Genomic DNA, 16,315 nt, shown 5'->3' on the forward strand with positions numbered 1-16,315 from the left:
AAGGTAAGCAATTCAGCTAAAGGCGAGATGAACCTTAACGGTGCTGCCGGGATCGCGCTCGATCAGGTCAAAGGCCTCGCGGGCATCATCGGCAGCGAAGGTCTGGGTGACCATGGCAGCGGGCTGCAGGTCGCCGCTTTGCAGCCATTCCACCACCTGGGGCAACAGGCGGCAGTTCAGGCGTGAGCCGGCCAAGGTGAGTTCCTTTTTCACGATCTCCTGCTGGCTGACATTGCAGGCTGCCGGCGAGAAACCAAGGATGCCGATGCGCCCGGCCGGGCTCGCGACACGGCAGGCTTCCTCCAGCAAGGCGGGAACGCCGGCGCCGTCGATCACCAGAGAGGGGCCGAGGCCGTCATGCTCGGCGGCCACGACGTCGGGCACCGAGCGGGCGCTAGAGTTGATGACTAGGTCGGCACCGAAGTCGCGCGCGCGCTCCAGGCGTGCCTCGTCCAAGTCCGCCACGATGCAGCGGGCGCCGTGCAGCTTCGCCACCTGCAGCACGGTCAGGCCCACCGTGCCTGCGCCATAGATGAGCACGGAATCTTCTGCGGTGATGCCGGTGCGGGTTAGCACGTTGGCCGCGATGGAGAAGGGCTCGGCCAGGGCGGCGACCTCGATGGGAAGGTTCCCGGGAAGCTTCACCGCGTTGGCCGCGGGCACCGCGACATGGCTGCGGAACCCGCCGTCGCGGTGCACGCCGAAGACCTCGAGCTTGCCGCAGACATTGGATCGGCCGGCCCGGCAGGCATAGCACCGCCCGCAGGAAACAACAGGGTCGACGACGACGCGGTCGCCCTCGGCGAGCCCCGAAACTGCGCTGCCCACCGCCTCGACCACGCCGGCGAACTCATGGCCGATGATGCGGGGATATCGCGCGAAGGGGTTGCTTCCGTGATAGATGTGCAGGTCCGAGCCGCAGATGCCGGCGCGCTGCACGCGGACAAGAACCTCCTCGGGGCGCGGCGCTGACGGCTCGTCTGCGAGAATCTGCAGGACATGCGGCGTGGTGACGGCGATCGCGACCATGGGCGTTTCCCTCCGAAAGGCGCTTCAGCGCCGCGGGGTAAAGAACTCGGGTTTGCTGTTCAGCAGGCGCTCAATGGCCGCGAAAACCGTCCTTAGGTGCTCGCGCATCACTGCCTCTGCACCCTCAGCATCTCCGGCGAGTACGCATTCCACCAAGTGCTCATGCTCGGCCAGGAGCATTTCCAGCCAGTCCTGGCTCGAGAAGGAGAGGTAGCGTACGCGGTCAAGCTGGAGCTTGACGTCTTGAATGACGTTCCAGACGGCAGGACGGCCAGCCATGCGGGTTAACTCGCAGTGCAGGACTTCGTCGGAGCGGAAGAAGGCCAATTCATCCCGTGAGACGACGGCGCGGCGCTGGATCTCAATCTGCTCAGCCAGACGGGTACGGTCAGCGGAAATGCTTATTTCTGCGGCCATACGGACGGTGCGGCATTCCAGCGTCTCGCGGACGAACTGACCATCGTGGACGGCGGGAAGGCGAATGGGGGCAACAAAGGTGCCGATCTGCGGACGGATTTCGAGCAGCCCCTCATCGGCCAAGCGGCGGAAGACCTCCCGCACCGGAGTGCGGCTAACCTTCAGCTGCTCAGCAACCGGCGCTTCGGAGATGGCCATTCCAGGCAGCATGGCGCCTTGCAGGATCTGCTGGCGCAGGGCCGCGTAGAGCTCGCGGGCGATGGGCTCCCGCCGTTCGAGGATAAGGTCAAGCACAGTACGGCGTTTCCTCAACTAGTATACTAGTAGTCAACGTGTGCAGCTCCTGTCAACCATGCCTTGCAAGCCGTGCGAGTGCGGCGACACCGAGCAAGAAGGAGAGGTTTGGCCCGCTGACGTGCTCTGTAGAAGCGGCCCGCCGGTTACGTCTTCGAGCGGCTGTTTTCATCAGATTGAAGCTGGTTGGAAAAGAACGCATACGCTGCAGTGGGTGTTACGCACTGGCAGCGAGTTCTGCGGCGCGGTTGAGCAGCAGGACGGTGAGGGCGACGAGGTGCAGGCTTGTCAGCGCCTCAAGCAGTCGCTCGTAGTCGCGGGTGAGGCGGTGGAAGTGGGCGAACCAGCCGGAGGTGCGCTCGACGAGCCAGCGTCTGGGCAGGAGCACGAAGCCGTGCTTGACCTGGAGTAGTCTGACGAACTCGAGCGCGACACTGCGCTGCTCGGTCCTGAGCCCCGTCAGCACGCCCCGGAGCAGACGCGTCGTTAGATCCTTGACGTCGCGACCACAACCTTCGCGGGAGCGAAGCTAATTGGTGCGCGCGTGGACGAGATCGCTGCCCACACGCGGACGAGAAAGCGGATGATTTACTACTACTTCGGTTCCAAGGACGCCCTCAAAGGCGCGGTGATCGAACGCGCATACGGTGACATTCGCGATGCCGAACGCCGGCTGCAACTCGACACCCTGCCACCGAAGGGGGCGATGCGCCGCCTCGTGGAGGGCCCGTTCGATTACCACCACGCCAACCCGGCCTTCGTGCGCCTTGTTGCCGTCGAGAGCGTCGAGGAAGCCTGCTACATTCGCGCTAGCACCGTCATCGCGCAACGCAATGCCGAGGTGGTCTCGACTTTGCGGAAGCTGCTGGAGCGCGGTGAACACGAGGGCTACTTCCGCACGGGCGTGGACCCACTCGACGTCCACATCCTGATCAACGGCGCCAGCTTCCATCGTGTGAGCAACCGCCACACCCTGAACGCCATCTTCGCGCGCGACCTGCGTGATCCGGCGGTGGCGCGAGCTGCTGATGCACGCAGTGCTCGCCTACTTGCTGCCGGGTTGAAGGTATCTGTTGAACATGATCACGCTCAGTCCTAATCGAGGTTTCAGAAATGCGTTTGCATCTGGTCGTCACCGGGTTCCAGCCCAGTATTGCGGCGGAAGGCGTGCTCGGCCTGGAACACAGCCATGTCGCCGCCATAGAGCTTGCAACGGCCCAGCGCCCGTGCCGCCCGGAGCTGCGGCGTCCTCGATGGAAAACAGACTATCTCCGCGGACCGGCGCCGGGAGTACAGCAGCCCGGCAGGCAGGGATGGGCGGCGGTGCCGGTCATCGTATAGCGAACCAATCCGTCGCCCTCGCGCGTCACAGGGACAGGTCCGTACGGGGGTCGGCGCTGCCAGCATCATCCTCGTCGTCGACGGTCCGACGCCCCCCGCAGCACCGCTGTTTCCAGGGCGTTGAGGACCAACACCCCCTCCAAGCGGCCGCGCAGCAGTGGCATCACTGCCTGCTTGCACGGGAGGGCGATGTTAGGTCCGATGAAGCCCATCCGGTTCGCGGCGCTGAAAGGCTCCGGCAGCACCTGCGGCTCTAACCCTAGGCGGGTAAAGTTGAACAAGCAGTTGATAGATAAGAGGCCCCGCCTAGCTGCCTCGGGCAAGGGCGGGTGGGGTTCGGGACAGCCAGAGTCCCACTCCAATAGGCACGATCAAGACGGAGTTGCTCACGCAGCAGGATGCGACGGCCGGATGGAGCCGGGCATGACGAGCGAAGATGCACAACGCTCCCTCTTTATGCTTGAGCCACTAATGTACCAGTCGGTACATTCGCCAGTAACGCGCTCCCGAGGAGCGGTGAGGGGGAACATCCAGATGCAAATTAGCCGCCGTACGCTCGGCACCGGCCTTGGCGCGCTCGCCTTCTCCCGCGCCGTTCCCGCCATGGCGCAGGCCGACTATCCCGCTAGACCCATCACCCTCGTCGTCTCCTGGGCGCCGGGCGGCTCCACGGATTTCGTCGGCCGGTTGCTGGCGCAGGGCATGAGCCGCCAGCTTGGCCAGCAGGTAGTGGTGGAGAACCGTGCGGGAGCTTCGGGCACGATCGGCCACGCCTCCGTCGCCCGTGCGCGGCCAGACGGCTACACCATCCTGCTCGGCGTGAACTCCACCTACGCCATGGCCACCCACCTCTTTCCAAACAAAGGCTATGACGACGCGCGCTCCTTCGCGCCGATCGGCCGGGCCGCAGAAACGCCGATCTTTCTCTGCACCACACCCGCAACGGGCGCGAAGACGGTCGCCGAACTGATCGCGCTGGCCAAGCGCCAGCCCGGCAAGCTTTCCTATGCCTCCTCCGGCGCCGGCTCCTCCGCCCATCTCGCGACCGAGCTGTTCCTGAAGATGGCCGACATCGACGTGCTGAACGTCACTTACCGTGGCGGCGCGCCCGCCGTGCAAGCGCTGCTGTCCGGAGAGGTGCAGATGGCCTTCGTGGACGCGGTGACCGCGCTGCCGCTCATTCAGGCGAAGACCGTCGTGCCGCTGGGCGTCTCCAGCCTTCAGCGCTCGCCGCTCGCGCCTGACGTGCCGACGATTGCGGAATCAGGCCTGCCGGGCTTCGAGTGCTCCTCTCAGTTCGCGCTGCTCGCTCCGGCCGGCACGCCAGAGCCGATCATCCGCAAGCTGAACGCGGCCATGCTGGCGACTCTGAAGGAACCGGACGTGCTTTCGCGCTTGCAGGCCGCCGCCAACGCGGTCACGCCCGGCTCACCCGAGGAGTTCCCGTCCTACCTCTCCGCCGAAAGCAGCAAATGGGGCGAGGTGATCCGCACCCGCGGCATCACCGGGGAGTAGGACATTCACTAGTTGATGCTGCTCTAAAGCGAAAATTTTTCTCAGGAGCAAATCGCCTTCCCTTCAGCCAGCGGAGCGGACGAGCGGATCACGGCGCTCCTTGCTCCCCATCTTGCCCTAAGCAAGAACAGGATTTGGCTCACTCCTGCATTGGCTCCCTCACCGCGATCAGAGCCTCAATCCGTTCGACCAGTTGCGTGCCCCGGACGGGCTTACGCAGGAGGGAGTAGGTTCCCGAGATCGCGCCGCCGACTGCTATGGAGGCACCATCTCCTGCATAACCGGTCAGCAGGACAGCCGGCAGGTGCGGCCGTCGTGCCTGTGCCGCCGCGATCAGGGCAAGCCCTCCCATCCCTGGCATGGACAGATCGCTAACGAGGACGTCCACGGCCTCACCGGCATCCAGCAACTGGAGCGCCTCCGCGCCGCTGGCTGCGGGAAGTACAGTATAGCCCGCCGTCTCAAGCATGCCCAATAGCATCTCCCGCACGACCGGCTCGTCATCGACGACGAGAACGCGGTGCACGACCGCTGATGCTGTTTGTGCATTCATTGTTGCAGGGCATGTATCCGACCGAAGTGCTTCGGCAGAGTTAGGCGCTGGCGGTAGCCAAAGAGCGACAACAGTCCCCCTCCCCGGCTCGCTCTCTACGGTGAGTGCCCCGCCGGATTGCTCCGCAAATCCCTTTGCCATGGAGAGACCAAGCCCTGTACCCGCGCCCCTCGGCTTTGTGGTGAAGAAAGGCTCGCCGACGCGAGAAACCGTCATCGGATCCATGCCGATCCCCGTGTCCTCGACGGCAATCCGGATGTAGCGGCCGGGCATCATCCCTCTCGGGCCGGAGCTACCTTCCAATCGCATTTCGGCGGCACTCATCGTCAAAGTGCCTCCTTGCGGCATCGCATCGCGCGCGTTGCTGGCAAGGTTCACCAGCACGGTTTCAAGCTGTCCCTTGTCGGCGAGCAGCGGGGGTATGCCGGGTGCCACGTGGTAACGGCAGGCGACCTCTGCACCGAGCGTATGCGACAGCACCTCGCAAAGACCGGCCAGCAGCGGCAAAGCTTCGATCGGCTCGGCCTGCAGCTCGTCGCGGCGCGCAAAGGAGAGCAGACGGCGGGTCACCGTTACCCCCCGACCGGTTGCATCCAGCATCATACGGGCCAGCCGCCGGACTCCGGCGGCATCTCCCGGACGCCGCTCGATCAGGGCAGCGCCGCCCTGCACCGCCTGCAGAACGTTGTTGAAGTCGTGAGCGATGCCCCCCCGCGAGCTGCCCGAGCGCCTGCATCCGCTCAGCATGCGCCGCCCTCACCTGAGCGGCTTGCCGCGCCGCCACTTCCTCGCGCACGCGGGTCTCCAGTTCCGCGTTCAGACGGCGCAGATCCTCCGCGGCGGCGCGTTCCGCGGTCACGTCCCGAACGACCCCGACCAGCCTCTCAGCCCGCCCTTCCGGATTGCGCCGGATTTCGGCCTGAGAGGCGATCCGCCTCACCGCTCCGTCGGAAGGTCGGATGATGCGGAACTCCGTCTCGTAGCCCACTGCGCGCCCATTGAGCGCGGTTCGCACCGTCTCGTCGTGCGTAGCCCGGTCTTCCGGGTGGATGCGCGCCAGCGCAGCCTGATGGGTGTCCGTCGTGGTTCCGTCCGGCAGTCCCGAGATGGCGACATATTCGGGCGTGACCGCCGCAGCCGGCTCGTCGAGCCGCTGGTCAAAGCTACCGATCCGGGCGATCTGATGGGCAAGCCGTAGGCGGTCCTCGCCAACGCGGCGCAGATCGGCCTCACGGCCCCGCACTTCCGCCGCCGCCTGGGACAGCGCTGCGGCCACGCCATCCACCTCCGCCACGCCAGGTGGCACGGCGACGGTCTCGCCCCGGCCGGTCGCCTCGGCCGCACGGGCTAGTGCCGTTACCCGCCGGCCAAGTCGCCGGCTGAGGAAGCCCGCTGCGCCAAGCGCCAGCACCAGCGCGAGGCTACCAAACCAGACGATGCTACCGACGGCACGCCACACCGCCGCGTCGATAACCCCCTGGGGCAGCGACACCGCCGCTGTCCAGGGCGCCATCGCGGTCCGATGCAAGGCCGCGTCAATCGGCTCGCCATTAACGCGGCGCGTCTGCACCGCCGCAGCGGTGCCGGGTAGGCCAGCGAGGGCGAACTGCGCCATCTCCGGAGGGGCAAGTGCCGTGGTGCGGTCACCTTGCGGCGTGGAGGTGTGCGCTACGAAGCGGCCGTTGGCGCCGATGATGGCGGCCAGGGAACCTTCCGGCAGCACTGATGCGATGGTTGTCTCGAAGTGATGGGTTCGAATCCCGATCCCGACGGTCCAGCCCGGCTCGCTCGATGTGGGAACAGAGGCGTTGACAGTGACGAGCGGCACCCCCGCGTAGCGGCCGATGAACGGGTCTGACACGGAAGGGATGGGTAATCCAGATTGTGGTCCGCCTCTCCTGTCCGGGAGTGCCGCCCCGGGTGGCGCAAGCGTGTTCAGGATCTGGCCAGCCTCGTGCCGAAGGAGAACGACGTTAAGCCAAGCTGGATTGAGGGCGAGCATGGCTTGGAAGCGCGGTCGGAGGCGCTCCGGCTCGGCAAGATCCTCGGAGGTGAGCGAGAGGGCCATGACCTCCGCAGCCTTCCGCATCCCGACGATCTCCTGGTCCACGGCTGCGGCCAAAGCCTGAGCTTGGTTAGCCAGGCTACGCAGTTCCGCCTGTCGCCTTTCCTGGGCCTCTCGCAGAAGAAGGCTGCCACCCAATGCGAGAGCGGGGATGGTCAGCGATACGACCAGAAGCACGAGGTGCGTGCGGAAGCGCATGGGTATCCGCACTCCTTCAAGATCAGTGGGTTGAGAGTGGACAAGCATCGAGGGCCGAATCAACCAGCCAACCCAGATCGAGAAACGAACAATTAAGATCGGCGAAGAAAGGCGTCAATAACAGCGTAGCCGGTGCTCGGCGAGCACTCCGAAATGCCGGCGCGCTGCTGCCCTCTCACCATGGGTGAGCGCCTCTCAAATTCATTTGTTCAGCTCAGCAGCGGAAGTGCCACTTTCAGCCAGACCCAACCGCGTCGGCTCAGCGCCCATATACGAAGCTTGAGAGTGCCGTGCGGCACCTGGGCGTCGATGTCGAGGTTGCCCCGATCCCTATTAGAGGCCAGCACCTCCGCAAAACGGTCCCGGCGGCTCGGGGTGACATCTGCCTCCCGAGCCGCCCAAGCGGGCTGGTCAGGCTGAAAGGCGCTCACAGCAGCCGAAAGCGCGCGCAGGGACAAGGCTCAAAAGCAGACACGGTCAGTTGGGCAGCCGATGATTAAGTTGAGGCATGAGCAGGCCTGCTCCAGCACCGTCATCAGGTGCTGAGGAAAAGCGCCCGCTGGTAAATGCCGGGATCGACGTTCGCGCCGGTGAGTGCCACGGCCACGGTGTGACCGGCGATGGGCAGACGTTCGGACAGGGCAGCAGCCAGCGCGACGGCGCCGCCCGGCTCAACCACCAGCCCGAACTCCTCAAGGGCCACGCGCATGGCCGCGAGCGCCTCGGCATCGCTTACTACGAGGCCACCGCCGAGGCGCGGGGCATTGATCGAGAAGGTCAAGGCCCCGGGCATCGGCGCCAGCACGGCATCGCAGATGGAGGTCGTGCCGGGCGCGTTACCCAGCCGTTTGCCAGCGGCGAGGCTGCGTGTTGTATCGTCAAACCCTTCGGGCTCAACTGCAAAGACACGTGCGCCGGGCAGCACGGTTTCCAGAGCCAGAGCGCAGCCAGCCGTGAGGCCGCCCCCTGCGCAGCAGACCAGCAGAGCCTCGGGCGTCGCTCCCATCGCCGCAGCCTGCTGCGCCACCTCTAACCCGAGCGTGCCCGCACCCGCGATCACACGGCGGTCGTCATACGGCGGCACCAGGATCAGGTTGCGCTCCTCCGCCAGGCGGTGTCCCAAGGTCTCGCGGTCCTCGGTGGCACGGTCGTAGAGCACCACCTCAGCACCCCAGCCACGGGTCCGCTCGATCTTGGCCGCGGGCGCGTCCGCCGGCATGGCGATGACCACCGTGCCGATGCCCAAGCGCCGCCCGGTCCAGGCGACCGCCTGGGCGTGGTTGCCCGAGGAGAAGGCGACGACGCCCCGCGCGCGCTCTTCCGCCGACAGCAGCGAGAGGCGGTTCCAGGCGCCGCGCGCCTTGAAGCTGCCGGTCCGCTGGAGCCCTTCCGCCTTAACGAGGAGGCGCCCGCCCAGCCTCGCGTTCAGGCGCTCGCTCTCCAGGAGCGGCGTCTTCACAAGGACGCCCCGGATTCGGCTGGCCGCCTCCCCGATCTCCTCGAAGGAGGGCGCGGTCAGGTGCCAGGGGGTCGTGACGATCTCGTTCATCCCCCGAGGTTGAAAGCTCGGGCACCTTGAGGCAATCGAAGCATTGTCGCAGCGACAATGGCCTACCGATGAGCAACAGCGCGAGGGAAATCGCCACGATCCTGGAGGCGGAAATCCGCGACGGGCGACTGCTCCCGGGCGCGCGGCTGCCCGCCCACCGCGATCTCGCCTTCCGGCACGGCGTTGCGCTCAACACGGCGTCGCGCGCCATGCGCCTGCTGGTAGCGCGGGGCTTGGTTGTGGGTGAGGTAGGGCGCGGCAGCTTCGTCCGCGCACCGGGCCATGTTGACGCCGCGTCCTTCCGGATCGAGGAGGGCGCGTCCAACGTCGTCGATCTCACCCGCAACGTCATGCCCCTCCCGGGCTTGGCCGACCAGTTTGAGAAGGCCGCGCGGCTTGTCCTCCGGCGAGAGCGCATGGTCGTGGCGGACTACCAGCCCCATGCCGGGCGAGCGGCCGACCGGGCTGCCGGGGCGGCGTGGCTATCGCGGCGCGGACTACCCGAGGACCCGTCCCGCGTCGTGATCTGCGCGGGTGCGCAGCACGCCGTCACCCTCGCGCTGATGGCCACCACCCGGCCCGGAGACACCATCGCGGTGGAGGCGCTGAGCTGGCCGGGCATAGAGGCCAGCGCCGCCGTCCTTGGGCTGAAGGTTCTACCGGTTCCAATAGACCGGAACGGGCTCCGCCCGCGGGCTCTGCTGCGAATGGCAATGCGCCACCGGATCGCGGCGCTGTACTGCATGCCATCCCTGCAGAACCCGACGGCCGTGACGATGCCCGCCGGGCGACGCGAAGCAGTGGCCGCGATCGCCCGGCGGCTCGACTTCCACCTTATCGAGGACGACGCCTACGGTTTCCTGACGGAGGACGACCCGCTGATCCCGCCGCTGGCTGCTTTCGCGCCTGAACGGAGCTGGCATCTGCGTTCCACCTCGAAGAGCTTCACGCCGGGCTTGCGGGCCGCCTGGATGCTCGTGCCGCCGGGGCGGGAGGAACAGGCCTCGAACCTGGTCCGCGCTACCGTCTGGACTGCGCCGCCGCTGGGTGCCGCGATCGCCTCCCTCTGGGTTGGTGACGGGACCGCCGCCCTTCTCGAGACGGAGAAGCGCCACGAGGCACGGACACGGCAGGCGATGGCCAAGTGCCTGCTGCCGCTTCAGGCATGGCCCTCATCGCACCCTGCCTCCATGCACCTGTGGCTCAACCTGCCGCGGCGGACGGCCGCGCAGAATTTAGTGCAGCGGCTGACCGTTCTCGGCGTGCGGATCACCCCCGGGGCAGCATTCGGGATTGGCAGCGCACCCAACAGCGTACGACTTGCCCTCGGTGCACCCATGAGTCGCGGCGATCTGGAGCGGGCTCTGCGGATCGTCGCCAGTGCTCTGTGATTTGAGGAGCTGCTGCCTGCGTCCCTCGAAGAGCTACCGACGGTCCGACCCGGGCAGGCGAGATCTGCCCCCGCGCTTCCGCTCCCTCTGCCGCTTCCCGGAAACGGCCGAGCCGCTTACGGCCGGACCCTGCCATTGCGGCTCGGCGCCCAAGTCGGACAGCGGCTTCCACCGCCTTCTCGCCCTGGAGCATACGCTGAGGCAACCCACTCCTTCTCAAGGGGCTTACCTCTGAAGGAAGGCAGCACGCTGGGACCCCTACATTGCCCAACCATCGCTGCTCGCGAAAAGGCGCGCCCGCGATCTGTCCGGCTGCGGCAGCGTCGTCGCCCCCCAGGCCCAGGGTCCTCGTCCATGATCCCCCCCGAGTGGTGGTCCCAACCGCTTCGGCTCCTGGGTCGACGCGAGGGCAGGCCAGTGCCTCCTCAGGATCGTCCGGGTACAGGAGCAGTGCCGGCGCTGAATGTCGGGCGGAAGGTAGGCCGCCGCAGGCTGGGTGGAGCGCGGCAACCGGCACCTCGGACGCGGCCAAAGCGGCTCGCCCGCGCCAAAGTTGAGAAGACCAATGCGCACCGAAACCAGCTGTCACGGCGCGAGATGGAGAGTCATGGCGCGCAGCCCTGACAAGGTGAGGAGCGACGCGCGTCCTCCGGCGTATCGGAGCCGAGCTGAATTCTGACGATTCCTGCGGCCAGGAGGTAGGCCACATAGGACTCCCCTCGCCCGTCCGGGCTGGTGCGATCAGATCGGATCAGCACGGCGGGAACCGAGCCTGTCCTGTTCGATGGCAGGGAGCGCCATGCGGCGCCAAACGGCGTCACAAGCCGGGGACCTCTTCCGCTTCAGCGTCGAGGGAGCGGTCAGGAACAGCAACGCTGCGCAGACAAGAGCCAGAGCGCGGCCGACGCTCACGCCAGCCCCCGCCAGATCAGTTCGCCGCCGAGGACAAGTAGGCCGATGAAGAAACCGCCGCGAAAGATCTCGGGCCGCACCCTCAGGCGAAGCCAGCCACCGAACCACATCCCGGCCAGGGCTGGCAGGACGGCCAGCAGCGAGGTGCCAGAGGCATCAAGTGGCAAGGCGCCATGCAGGGCGAGGCCAGCGGCAAGGGCGAGGGTCGAGACGGTGAACGATAGGCCGAGCGCCTGTACGAGGTCGTCACGACCCAGGCCGAGAGAACCGAGGTAGGGAACGGCTGGAATGACGAAGACGCCCGTCGCCCCAGCAACCAGCCCTGTTACCGCACCGACCAGCGGCCCCGCCCAGGATTCGATTGTGGGTGGGAGGCGGGGCTGCGGCTTCAGGAGGCCAATGAGGCCATAGAGGAACAGGGCGATACCAAGCCCCATAGTCGCCGCCGAGGCAACCGTACCGGCGATGATCCCCGAGCCGGCCAGGGTGCCGATGACGATGGCCAGCATCATGGGCCAGAGGCGCCGGACCAGCGCGGTAAAACGCGGTCCGGCCAGTAGCTGCCAGACATTCGTCACCAGCGAAGGGGCGAGAAGGAGTGCGGCAGCCTGAACGGGAGGCATGGCGAGGCCGAGCAGGCCCATGGCGACGGTCGGCAAGCCGAGGCCCAGCAGGCCTTTCACCATGCCTGCCAACAAGAAGATGCCGAACAGCATCAGGGCGAAGGAAATCGTGTCCATCATGGGTAGGACCCTGCCGCCCGGCGCCACTGCCGCACAATGCGGGATTAGCGTAGCCTGCCTTAGTTCTGGGCGAAGGCACGCCGCACGTGCATTTTGATCTGACAGACCTGCGCCTGTTCCTGCATGTGGTGGAAGCGGGGAGTATCACGGCAGGCGCCACACGCGCCGGGCTCGCCCTCGCCTCCGCCTCGACCCGGATACGGGGGATGGAAGAGCAAGCTGGCGTGCCGCTGCTGGAACGGGGCCGGCGCGGGGTGGGGCCGACGCCCGCCGGACGCACGTTGCTGCGGCATGCACGGTTAGTGACCGGGCAGATGGAGCAAATGCGCGGCGAGATGGGCGAGTACGCTCGCGGGCTACGGGGCTGCGTACGGTTGCTGGCCAATACCGCCGCCGCAGCCGAGTTCCTACCCGAACTCCTGGCCGACTTCCTGCGCGCCAACCCGAACGTGGATGTGGACCTCGGTGAGCGACCCAGCCCCGAGGTGGCGCGGGCTGTTGCCGAGGAAGAGGCGGAGGTCGGGATCGCGGCGGGTCACGCGGACTTTTCAGGCCTGGAAGCCCTGCCTTTCCGGACAGACCGGCTGGTGTTGATCACGCCGCTGGACCACCCCCTGGCGGGACGTGGACGAGTGACCCTCTCGGAGACGATGGACTTCGAGTTCGTGGGCCTCTCGGACGAGAGCGCGCTCGGTGGGCACTTGGCCGGGCATGCAGCGCGTGTGGGCGGGCGGATGCGGACGCGCGTGCGGGTGCGCGGGCTGGACACAACATGTCGCATGGTCGCACTCGGTGCGGGCATCGCCGTGGTGCCCGAGGCTGCGGCACGACGGTGGGACACGCAGGACACCCTTGCCATGGTGCGCATGGAGGATCCCTGGGCCGAGCGACAGCTGGTGGTGCTCGTCCGTCGGCTCGACGCGCTGTCGCCCCATGCGGGGAAACTTGCGGAACACCTGGCAGGGCAGCGGGAGATGGCGGGATTGGCTATGGGCGACCCGACAGGGTGACATCCTGACGCTATCGAATGGCTACTGCCCCGTTGGCCACTCTTCTATGCGAATTGTACAGGAAGAGAAGTGACGCTCGCGGCCAGTAGAGGACTGCTCGCTGCCGAGCGTCCCCTGCCCTGTCCAACGCGCCACTGGACGACCGGTCTGTCTGATTCCGAGGCCGCACCTGTTCGCCGCGCCCGGCGGGCTGGACTGGGCTTATATCTTGCGCCCTATAGGATTTCGGAGAGAACGCGCGCTGCCCTTTCATGCATCATCCCATAGGCTGCCTGACCATGACCACGATCGCACCCTGGGCGCCCGCTAGCCCTGAGGAACACGAATTCCACTACAACCCGCAACGTGCCTTCCCCGACTTCGCGGCGCACCGGTCACGACGGGCACCCATGAACGACACCGCTCTCGGCAGCCTGCGACGCACCGCCGACCTAACCTATGGCGAGCACCCGCGCCGCCGCCTGGACATCTACCCCGCGGCCCGGCCGCGAGCGCCGATGCACGTATTCTTTCACGGGGGGTACTGGCGGACGAACGACAAGAGCGGCTTCGCCTTCGTTGCCCAAGCTCTGGTGCGGCGCGGCTTCACGGCCGTGATCCCGAACTACGAGCTCTGCCCGGACTCCACGCTGGACGGCACCGTCGACTCCGCCCTCGCCGCCATTGAGTGGACTGTGCGAAACGGCGGGGCACATGGTGGGGATCCCACCTCCGTCAGTCTCTCCGGCCATTCCGCCGGGGCGCATCTCTGCGCGGCGGCGCTGGCGACCGATTGGACCGCGCGCGGTCTGGATCCCTCCTTCCTACGGGCCGCGACATTGATCAGCGGCGTGTACGACCCTGCTCCGGCCATGCTGACGACCGTCAATGAGGATCTACGGCTCACGCCGGAGATCGCGGCACGCCACGATTATGAACGGATCACGCCGAGGTCACGTGCCCAAGTCAACCTCTTCGTCGGCGGGAAGGAGCCCTGGCGCTGGATCGAACAAACTTTCCGCTACTCGCACCATCTGCGCCGACACGGTGGCGACCCTGCCGTGCAGGTGATCTCCGGCCATGATCACTTCAGCATTCTGGACCAGTACGTCGCCGATGACAGCCCTGTCCTCAACGCCATCTCGAGCCATGCCTAAGCTCTGAAACAGGGGCGAAGTGGTGGATGGAGCGACCAGACGAGGTCAGGGAAACAGCTCCTGGAGATAGGTGTCGGCCTGTAAAGTCGTGGGTCGCCGTGGAGCAAGATGTGTCCACCTAGTACCTGCTTTGCGTGGACTGCCAGCCAGAAGAGATCCGGCGATCTTACCACTGGCGGCGGGACGTCCGCGGCGCTGATGGGCCCGGAGTTCAAGGAAGGGTGCAGCACCTAACAGGATAACTCCGTTCGGAGGTGCCGCTCGTGCATGCGCGTCCGCTTCGGAAAAACCATCAATCTGAGCCACCAGCGAAGAGGGGCATACAACCGCCGCCCCCGATCGTCGGGCAGCGATGTCCGGTCGCCTACGAGGACCAGACCGACAGATGACAGGCGCGAGATTCCGGGCAGGATCGAACTCGGCTGCGGAAACGGGACTACCAGCCCTACGCCTTCCCGGCTCCACCTTCGGGGATTACAGTTGCGCTTCGGGGCCAAGATCGGATTGCTTTCTAGATCCGCACTACCTGTCAGCTTGATCGCTGTCGGGCGAGGAGGTTTAGTTGTGAACCAACGGCGCGACCTTATTGCCATCGCTCTCAGCCTAGGGGCTACCTGGGCAGGGCCAGGGTGGCTGAGAGCGGCCAGCGCGCAGGACGCTGCCGGGGTGTTGCGGATCGGCATGGCCGCGCCGAACACCACCCTCGACCCCCACCTCTTGAGCAACGCCCCCAACAACGCGGTCGCCACGCATCTCTTCGACAGCCTTACGGTGAACGACCACGCCTCCCGCTCTGTCCCTGGCCTCGCCGAATCCTGGACGCGGCAGGACGACACCCACTGGCTCTTCCGCCTCCGCGACACCCGCTTCACCGACGGCACGCCCTTCACGGCCGATGACGCCATCGCTTCGATCCGGCGCGCAACCGAGATCCCCAGCGCCGCTTCCTTCCGGACCTACACGCGCAGCATCAAGGCCATGTCGGCGCCCGATCCGCGGACCCTGCTGGTGGAAACCGCAGCGCCCGATCCCCTGCTGCTGAACGCCATCGGTCGGGTCCGCATCATCCAGGCTCGACTTGCCGGTGAGCCCAGCGCCGAGTTCAACGCCGGCCGCGCCGCGATTGGCACCGGCCCCTATAAGCTGCGTGAATACATCCCGGGCAACCGCATCGCCCTCGACCGCAACGAGAGTTGGTGGGGCGGCCCCACCCCTTGGGAGCGCGTCGAGCTGCGTGTTGTCACGGATGACGCCGCGCGCCTGGCCGCGCTCCTGGCCGGCGACCTCGACATCATCGAGGCCGTCCCCTCCGGCAACGCCGATCGCGTCCGCGCCGACCCCCGCCTGCACCTCATCAGCGGCGTCTCGTCGCGCTTCGTCTATTTGGGCCTCGACCAGGTGAACGAGGTTTCCCCCTTCGTCACCGGCCCGGACGGAAAGCCCCTCGACCGCAACCCCTTCAAGGACCTCCGCGTCCGCCAAGCCATCTCCCTCGCCATTAACCGCCAAGCGGTTGTCGAACGCGTGATGGAGGGTCAGGCGGTCACCGCCACCCAGTTCTTGCCCTCCGGCGGCCCCGGCACGGATCCGAGCCTGCAACCCACCCCCTACGAGCCCAACCGCGCCAAGGCCTTACTTGCCGAGGCCGGCTACCCCCGCGGCTTCCGCGTCACCCTCCACGGCCCGAATGACCGCTACATCAACGACGCGAAGATCGTGCAGGCCGTCGCCGGGATGCTCACCCGCATCGGCGTCGAAACGCGGGCTGAGGTGATGCCGTGGTCCACCTATGCCGGGAAGAACAGTCAGCGCACCGAGCAGTCCCTCTTCCTCGGCGCCTGGGGCGTGAACACCGGGGAAACGAGCAACCCCATGGCTGCCCTCGTCGCCACCGAGGACCGCCCGGCGGGTTTCGGCATCTCAAACGGCGGCCGCTACTCGAACCCCGAGGTCGACCGCCGCCTGAAGGAGGCGCTCCAAACCATGGACGACAACGCCCGCAACGCACTGCTCGCGGAGGCCAGCGGCATCGCCTTTCGCGACGTTGCCCTCATCCCCCTTCATCACGAGGTCTCCGTCTGGGCGGCGAAGAAGGGCCTTGGCTACGTCACCCGCGCCGACCAGTACACGCTTGCCACCGGCGTCACGAAGGAATCCTGATC

The 16,315-nt window shown here is 66.6% G+C and carries 12 protein-coding genes and 2 pseudogenes; 7 read left to right on the forward strand and 7 right to left on the reverse strand.

Annotated features, from left to right (window positions below; all coding sequences use genetic code 11):
* Positions 1–12 precede the first annotated feature (12 nt).
* The 3 genes and pseudogenes from D9599_RS22995 to D9599_RS32015 all read right to left on the reverse strand — a co-directional run.
* Complete coding sequence (locus tag D9599_RS22995; protein WP_198383640.1) at positions 13–1,029, reverse strand: Zn-dependent oxidoreductase; 1,017 nt, start codon at positions 1,027–1,029, stop codon at positions 13–15.
* 24 nt (positions 1,030–1,053) lie between these two features.
* The gene (locus D9599_RS23000; RefSeq protein WP_232480801.1) at positions 1,054–1,758 is read right to left on the reverse strand and encodes a GntR family transcriptional regulator; all 705 of its coding nucleotides are present in this window, start codon (positions 1,756–1,758) and stop codon (positions 1,054–1,056) included.
* 199 nt (positions 1,759–1,957) lie between these two features.
* Positions 1,958–2,131 (reverse strand): annotated as a pseudogene (locus tag D9599_RS32015) (IS5/IS1182 family transposase); the annotation flags it as partial.
* Between the two features lie 99 nt (positions 2,132–2,230).
* Here D9599_RS32015 and D9599_RS32325 point away from each other — a divergent pair.
* Together D9599_RS32325 and D9599_RS23015 are read left to right on the forward strand one after the other, a co-directional pair.
* Positions 2,231–2,839, forward strand: a complete 609-nt coding sequence (locus tag D9599_RS32325) for a TetR family transcriptional regulator (protein ID WP_309228692.1) — start codon at positions 2,231–2,233, stop codon at positions 2,837–2,839.
* Between the two features lie 776 nt (positions 2,840–3,615).
* Positions 3,616–4,596 (forward strand): tripartite tricarboxylate transporter substrate binding protein, encoded by a 981-nt coding sequence (locus D9599_RS23015; RefSeq protein WP_198383643.1) that lies wholly within the window; start codon positions 3,616–3,618, stop codon positions 4,594–4,596.
* 139 nt (positions 4,597–4,735) lie between these two features.
* Here D9599_RS23015 and D9599_RS23020 read toward each other — a convergent pair whose 3' ends face one another.
* The gene (locus D9599_RS23020; protein WP_198383644.1) at positions 4,736–5,719 is read right to left on the reverse strand and encodes an ATP-binding protein; all 984 of its coding nucleotides are present in this window, start codon (positions 5,717–5,719) and stop codon (positions 4,736–4,738) included.
* Positions 5,720–6,035: 316 nt separating this feature from the next.
* A pseudogene (locus tag D9599_RS32480) lies at positions 6,036–7,217 on the reverse strand (PAS domain-containing protein); the annotation flags it as partial.
* Here D9599_RS32480 and D9599_RS23030 point away from each other — a divergent pair.
* Complete coding sequence (locus D9599_RS23030; RefSeq protein WP_198383680.1) at positions 7,104–7,508, forward strand: hypothetical protein; 405 nt, start codon at positions 7,104–7,106, stop codon at positions 7,506–7,508. The pseudogene D9599_RS32480 and the gene D9599_RS23030 sit on opposite strands and share 114 nt — an antisense overlap.
* A 439-nt stretch (positions 7,509–7,947) precedes the next feature.
* Here D9599_RS23030 and D9599_RS23035 read toward each other — a convergent pair whose 3' ends face one another.
* Positions 7,948–8,961 (reverse strand): threonine/serine dehydratase, encoded by a 1,014-nt coding sequence (locus D9599_RS23035; protein ID WP_198383645.1) that lies wholly within the window; start codon positions 8,959–8,961, stop codon positions 7,948–7,950.
* A 68-nt stretch (positions 8,962–9,029) separates the two neighbouring features.
* Here D9599_RS23035 and D9599_RS23040 point away from each other — a divergent pair, with 68 nt between their 5' ends.
* Positions 9,030–10,352, forward strand: a complete 1,323-nt coding sequence (locus D9599_RS23040) for a PLP-dependent aminotransferase family protein (RefSeq protein ID WP_198383646.1) — start codon at positions 9,030–9,032, stop codon at positions 10,350–10,352.
* A gap of 908 nt (positions 10,353–11,260) precedes the next feature.
* Here D9599_RS23040 and D9599_RS23045 read toward each other — a convergent pair.
* A complete protein-coding gene (locus D9599_RS23045) occupies positions 11,261–12,007 on the reverse strand; it encodes a sulfite exporter TauE/SafE family protein (protein WP_232480803.1) in 747 nt (248 codons plus the stop codon).
* 86 nt (positions 12,008–12,093) lie between these two features.
* On the opposite strand from D9599_RS23045, the gene D9599_RS23050 reads away from it, so the two are divergent.
* The 3 genes from D9599_RS23050 (at position 12,094) to D9599_RS23060 (ending at position 16,313) form a co-directional block, all read left to right on the forward strand.
* A complete protein-coding gene (locus tag D9599_RS23050) occupies positions 12,094–13,017 on the forward strand; it encodes a LysR family transcriptional regulator (protein WP_198383647.1) in 924 nt (307 codons plus the stop codon).
* A 278-nt stretch (positions 13,018–13,295) separates the two neighbouring features.
* The gene (locus D9599_RS23055) at positions 13,296–14,153 is read left to right on the forward strand and encodes an alpha/beta hydrolase (RefSeq protein WP_198383648.1); all 858 of its coding nucleotides are present in this window, start codon (positions 13,296–13,298) and stop codon (positions 14,151–14,153) included.
* 564 nt (positions 14,154–14,717) lie between these two features.
* On the forward strand, positions 14,718–16,313 hold the full coding sequence (locus tag D9599_RS23060) for an ABC transporter substrate-binding protein (protein ID WP_309228690.1): 1,596 nt from the start codon (positions 14,718–14,720) through the stop codon (positions 16,311–16,313).
* Positions 16,314–16,315 lie beyond the last annotated feature (2 nt).

It is taken from the genome of Roseomonas sp. KE2513, from assembly GCF_016107305.1.
Taxonomy (GTDB): Bacteria; Pseudomonadota; Alphaproteobacteria; order Acetobacterales; family Acetobacteraceae; genus Roseomonas.

What these genes read in the sequence shown, in the direction of transcription:
- D9599_RS23040 (WP_198383646.1), top strand. Translation starts at nt 9,030, where the DNA reads ATGAGCAACAGCGCGAGGGAAATCGCCACGATCCTGGAGGCGGAAATC.
- D9599_RS23015 (WP_198383643.1), top strand. Translation starts at nt 3,616, where the DNA reads ATGCAAATTAGCCGCCGTACGCTCGGCACCGGCCTTGGCGCGCTCGCC.
- D9599_RS23045 (WP_232480803.1), bottom strand. Translation starts at nt 12,007, where the DNA reads ATGATGGACACGATTTCCTTCGCCCTGATGCTGTTCGGCATCTTCTTG.
- D9599_RS23055 (WP_198383648.1), top strand. Translation starts at nt 13,296, where the DNA reads ATGACCACGATCGCACCCTGGGCGCCCGCTAGCCCTGAGGAACACGAA.
- D9599_RS22995 (WP_198383640.1), bottom strand. Translation starts at nt 1,029, where the DNA reads ATGGTCGCGATCGCCGTCACCACGCCGCATGTCCTGCAGATTCTCGCA.
- D9599_RS23035 (WP_198383645.1), bottom strand. Translation starts at nt 8,961, where the DNA reads ATGAACGAGATCGTCACGACCCCCTGGCACCTGACCGCGCCCTCCTTC.